At 68.4% G+C, this 4,867-nt stretch carries 5 protein-coding genes; all 5 read left to right on the top strand.

The window, feature by feature from the left end:
- The first annotated feature begins 89 nt into the window (after positions 1–89).
- A complete protein-coding gene (uraD, locus tag ACFU8Q_RS39050; RefSeq protein WP_384464226.1) occupies positions 90–611 on the top strand; it encodes a 2-oxo-4-hydroxy-4-carboxy-5-ureidoimidazoline decarboxylase in 522 nt (173 codons plus the stop codon).
- Between the two features lie 5 nt (positions 612–616).
- The gene (uraH, locus tag ACFU8Q_RS39045) at positions 617–1,009 is read left to right on the top strand and encodes a hydroxyisourate hydrolase (protein ID WP_384464223.1); all 393 of its coding nucleotides are present in this window, start codon (positions 617–619) and stop codon (positions 1,007–1,009) included.
- Between the two features lie 5 nt (positions 1,010–1,014).
- Entirely contained in the window at positions 1,015–1,938 is a 924-nt protein-coding gene (gene pucL, locus ACFU8Q_RS39040) for a factor-independent urate hydroxylase (protein ID WP_384464220.1), read from the top strand.
- Positions 1,939–2,005: 67 nt separating this feature from the next.
- Entirely contained in the window at positions 2,006–3,403 is a 1,398-nt protein-coding gene (locus tag ACFU8Q_RS39035) for a nucleobase:cation symporter-2 family protein (RefSeq protein ID WP_384464217.1), read from the top strand.
- Positions 3,404–3,446: 43 nt separating this feature from the next.
- Positions 3,447–4,844, top strand: a complete 1,398-nt coding sequence (locus ACFU8Q_RS39030; protein WP_384464214.1) for an 8-oxoguanine deaminase — start codon at positions 3,447–3,449, stop codon at positions 4,842–4,844.
- The last annotated feature ends 23 nt before the right edge of the window (positions 4,845–4,867 follow it).

Below are 4,867 nucleotides of genomic sequence, written 5' to 3'. Positions count from 1 at the left end.
GACGTGGTGTTGTGGAGGGCGTTAGCTATCCGCAGCCCGACCGACGCGACGCCGAGCGACGCACAGCAGAATCAGCCACGGAGGCTCCCGTGACTTCGAGCTCCACGCCGGGCCTGGCCCGGTTCAACACCCTGGCGGACGACGAGGCCACCACCGCGTTGCACGAGGTGTGCGCCAGTGCGGCCTGGGGAAGAGTGATCCTCTCCCGACGCCCGTACACCACCGCAGAAGCCCTTCTCTCCGCCAGTGATGCCGCCACGGCCGCGCTGAGGCCGGAGGATCTGGCCGACGCGATGGCCGGTCACCCGCCGATCGGCCGCCCGAAGCCCGGAGACCCGACCTCCTCCCGCGAACAGCGGGGCATGGCCGGCGCCTCCGAGGAACTCAAGGCCGAGATGCTCGAACTGAACCTGGCCTACCAGGAACGGTTCGGACACGTCTTCCTGATCTGCGCCACCGGAGCCACCGGTGAGCAGATGCGCGACGCGGTGAAGTCCCGGATCGGGAACTCGCCCGAGCAGGAGCGCGGGATCGTGCGCTCCGAACTGGGCAAGATCAATCGAATCCGGCTCACCCGCCTCGTGCAGGACTTTTCAGAACAAGGAGCGTGACGGTCTTGAGCACCGACACCACCGCATCGGTGTCCACCCACATCCTGGACACCAGTACCGGCCGCCCCGCCGCAGCCGTCACCGTCTCCCTGGCCGCCCGCAGCGGCGGCGAGGCACCGTATGTGACGCTCGGCGGATCCGCGACCGACGCGGACGGGCGCTGCAAGGATCTGCCGGCCCTGCCGGAAGGCACCACCCACGTGCGGCTCGTATTCGACACCGAGTCGTACTTCACCAGCCAGAAGCAAGCCGAGGCGCAGCAGGACGCCCCCCGCGTAAGGGACAGCGGTGCGTTCTTCCCGGAGGTGGCGATCACATTCGCCGTCACCCCGGGCGAGCACTATCACGTACCGCTGCTGCTCAACCCGTTCGGCTACTCCGTTTACCGAGGGAGCTAGCAGAAATGCCCACGATTCTCGGCCAGAACCAGTACGGCAAAGCAGAGAACCGCGTCGTCAGGATCACGCGGGACGGCGACACCCACCACATCAAGGACCTGAACGTCTCGGTCGCCCTCTCGGGCGACATGGAAGACGTGCACTACTCCGGCTCCAACGCGAACGTCCTGCCCACGGACACCACCAAGAACACGGTGTTCGCCTTCGCCAAGGAGCACGGCATCGAGTCCGCCGAGCAGTTCGGCATCCACCTCGCCCGTCACTTCGTGACGTCGCAGGAGCCGATCAAGATCGCGCGCATCCGGATCCAGGAGTACTCCTGGGAGCGCATCGCGACCTCGGACAACAACTCGAAGTTCATCGGCTCGGACGAGGTCAACCACTCCTTCGCCCGTAAGGGTCAGGAGCTGCGCACCACGCAGATCACCTTCGACGGTGAGAAGTGGCAGATCATCTCCGGCCTGAAGGACCTCACGGTCATGAACTCCACCAACTCGGAGTTCTGGGGCTACGTCAAGGACAAGTACACGACGCTCAAGGAAGCGTACGACCGTATCCTGTGCACCGACGTCTCCGCGGCCTGGCGCTACAACTGGACCAGCGACGCCGACCGGATGCCGAACTGGGAGAAGTCGTACGAGCAGGCCAAGAAGCACATCCTGCAGGCCTTCGCCGAAACGTACTCCCTCTCGCTGCAGCAGACCCTCTACCAGATGGGTTCGCGCGTCATCAACAGCCGCAGCGAGATCGACGAGATCCGCTTCTCACTGCCGAACAACCACCACTTCCTCGTGGATCTGGAGCCGTTCGGGCTCAAGAACGACAACGAGGTCTACTTCGCGGCGGACCGCCCGTACGGCCTGATCGAGGCCACCGTCCTTCGGGACGGGATCGAGCCGCAGATCCCGGTCGACATGACCAACCTCTGACGCGGCGCTGAGCCGGTCCCCGCCCGCGCACAGCCGGGCGAGGACCGGCCGGACCGGAGGAACCACCATGACACAGCCTGCACTTGGGCCGGCAGAAGCAGAAGGCCCGTGTCCCACCCCACCGGAGACCTCGGTCCACCCGGTGGACGAAAAGCTCCGCCCCTCGCGGCTCGTTCCCGCCGCGCTCCAGCACATCGCCGCCATGTACGCGGGCGTCGTCACTCCTCCGCTCATCATCGGCCAGGCCGTCGGCCTCGACCAGGCGGGCATGACCCGGCTGATCGCGGCGAGTCTCCTGATCGCCGGATGCGCCACCATGCTGCAGACCCTCGGCATCGGCGGCTTCGCCGGAAACCGGCTGCCGTTCGTCAACGCCGCGTCCTCCGCCGGCATCGCCCCGATACTCGCCATCGCCGAGACCACCGCACCCGGTCACCAACTCCCGGCGATCTACGGGGCAGTGCTCGTCGCGGGAGTGTTCTGCCTGGCCGTCGGGCCGTTCTTCGGCCGGCTGCTCCGCTTCTTCCCGCCGCTCGTCACCGGTGTCGTCATCACCCTCATCGGCGTCACCCTGATGCCCGTTCCGGTGTCCTGGGCGCAGGGCGGCGACAAGGGCGCCGCCGACTTCGGTGCGATGAAGTACCTCGGACTGGCCGCCTTCACCCTCGTCGTCATTCTGCTGATCCAGCGGTTCGGGCGCGGTTTTCTCAAGCAAGTCGCCCTGCTGATGGGTCTGTTGATCGGCACCCTGGTCGCCATCCCGTTCGGACTCACCGACTTCTCCGCGCTGAAGTCCGCACCGGTCGCCGCCCTGCCCACCCCCTTCGCCTTCGGCGCACCCGAGTTCAAGCCCGCCGCGATCCTCTCTCTCTGCATCGTCATGCTCGTCCTGATGACGGAGTCCGCCGCCGGAATGCTGGCGCTCGGTGAGATCTGCGACCGGCGCACCGACGGCCGGACCATCACCCGCGGACTGCGCACCGACGGCATCGCCACTGCGCTCGGCCCGGTCTTCGGCGGCTTCCCGACGAGTGCCTTCGCGCAGAACGTCGGCGTGGTGTCCCTGACGAAGGTGCGTAGCCGCTACGTCGTCGCGGCGGCGGGCGGTGCGCTGCTGGTGCTGGGCGCCTTCCCGGTACTCGGCGCGGTCGTCTCCCTCGTGCCGATGCCCGTGCTCGGCGGTGCGGGCATCGTGCTGTTCGGCTCGATCGCGGTGAGCGGCATCCGTACGCTCTCCGAGGCCGGACTCGACGACAGCTCCAACATCATCCTGGTCGCCGTCGCGCTCGGCGCGGGCATCATCCCGCTCGCCGCGCCCGGCTTCTACGCGGGATTCCCGTCCTGGGCACAGACCGTGCTCGGCTCCGGCATCAGCGCCGGAGCGCTCGTCGCGGTCCTGCTCAACCTGTTCTTCCACCATCTCGGCACCCACGGCCGTCCGGCTGTGGCACTCAAATCCTCCTAGGGTCCTGCCGTGCCCGTATCGCCGGAAAAGAAGAGGAAGCACCATGGCAGCATCGGCAGCTCCTGAGTACGTGGAACGCATCGTCATCGAGAACTGCTCGATCGCGACCGTCGACGCCGACGACACCGAGTACGCCTCGGGTCATGTCGTCGTCGCGGGCAACCGCATCGAGTCCATCGGCGCGGGCCGGGCCCCCGAGGGCCTGGCGAACGTCGTACGCCGCATCGACGGCACCGGGCATCTGGTCACCCCCGGCCTGATCAACACGCACCACCACTTCTACCAGTGGATCACCCGCGGCCTCGCCACCGACCACAACCTGTTCGACTGGCTGGTCGCGCTGTACCCGACGTGGGCGCGCATCGACGAGCCGATGGTCCGCGCCGCCGCACAGGGCTCCCTCGCCATGATGGCCCGCGGCGGCGTCACCACCGCCATGGACCACCACTACGTCTACCCGCGGGGATCCGGCGATCTGTCCGGCGCCATCATCGGGGCCGCCCGGGACATGGGCGTACGGTTCACCCTCGCCCGCGGCTCCATGGACCGCAGCGTGAAGGACGGCGGGCTGCCGCCGGACTTCGCCGTGGAGACCCTCGACGGCGCGCTCGCCGGCACCGAGGCGACCATCGACGCCCACCACGACGCCTCCTTCGACGCGATGACCCAGGTCGCCGCGGCACCCTGTTCCCCGTTCTCCATCTCCACCGAACTACTGCGACAGGGCGCCGAGTTGGCCCGTCGCAAGGGAGTGCGCATGCACACCCACGGCTCGGAGACCGTGGAGGAGGAGAAGTTCTGCCACGAGCTGTTCGCGATGGGCCCGACCGACTACTTCGAGTCGACCGGCTGGCTCGGCGAAGACGTATGGATGGCGCACTGCGTCCACATGAACGACTCCGACATCGCGGCCTTCGCCCGCACCGGAACGGGCGTCGCGCACTGCCCCTCGTCCAACGCGCGGCTCGCCGCGGGCATCGCCCGGGTGCCCGACATGCTCGCCGCGGGCGTCCCGGTCGGCCTGGGCGTCGACGGCACCGCCTCCAACGAGTCCGGCGAACTCCACACCGAACTGCGCAACGCCCTCCTCATCAACCGCCTCGGTGCCCACCGTGAAAAGGCCCTGAACGCCCGTCAGGCCCTGCGCCTGGGCACGTACGGCGGCGCGCAGGTACTCGGCCGCGCCGACCAGATCGGCTCCCTGGAGCCCGGCAAGCTCGCCGACCTGGTGCTCTGGAAGCTGGACACCCTCGCGCACGCCTCCATCGCCGACCCGGTGACCGCACTCGTCTTCGGCGCCGCGGCCCCCGTCACCCTCTCCCTCGTCAACGGCAAGCCCGTCGTCGAGGACAACCACCTGATCACCGCGGACGAGGACGCCATCGCCCGCGCCACCCGGGACGAGGCCCGCCGCCTCGCGCAGATCGCCGCCGGAGCCTGACGCTCCGGGGCACCCCCGATACC

Origin of the sequence: Streptomyces sp. NPDC057543, assembly GCF_042801895.1 — a bacterium.
In the GTDB taxonomy this organism is placed as follows: domain Bacteria; phylum Actinomycetota; class Actinomycetes; order Streptomycetales; family Streptomycetaceae; genus Streptomyces.
Note: the sequence above shows the minus strand (reverse complement) of the source record. Positions and strands in the feature narration are given on the sequence as shown.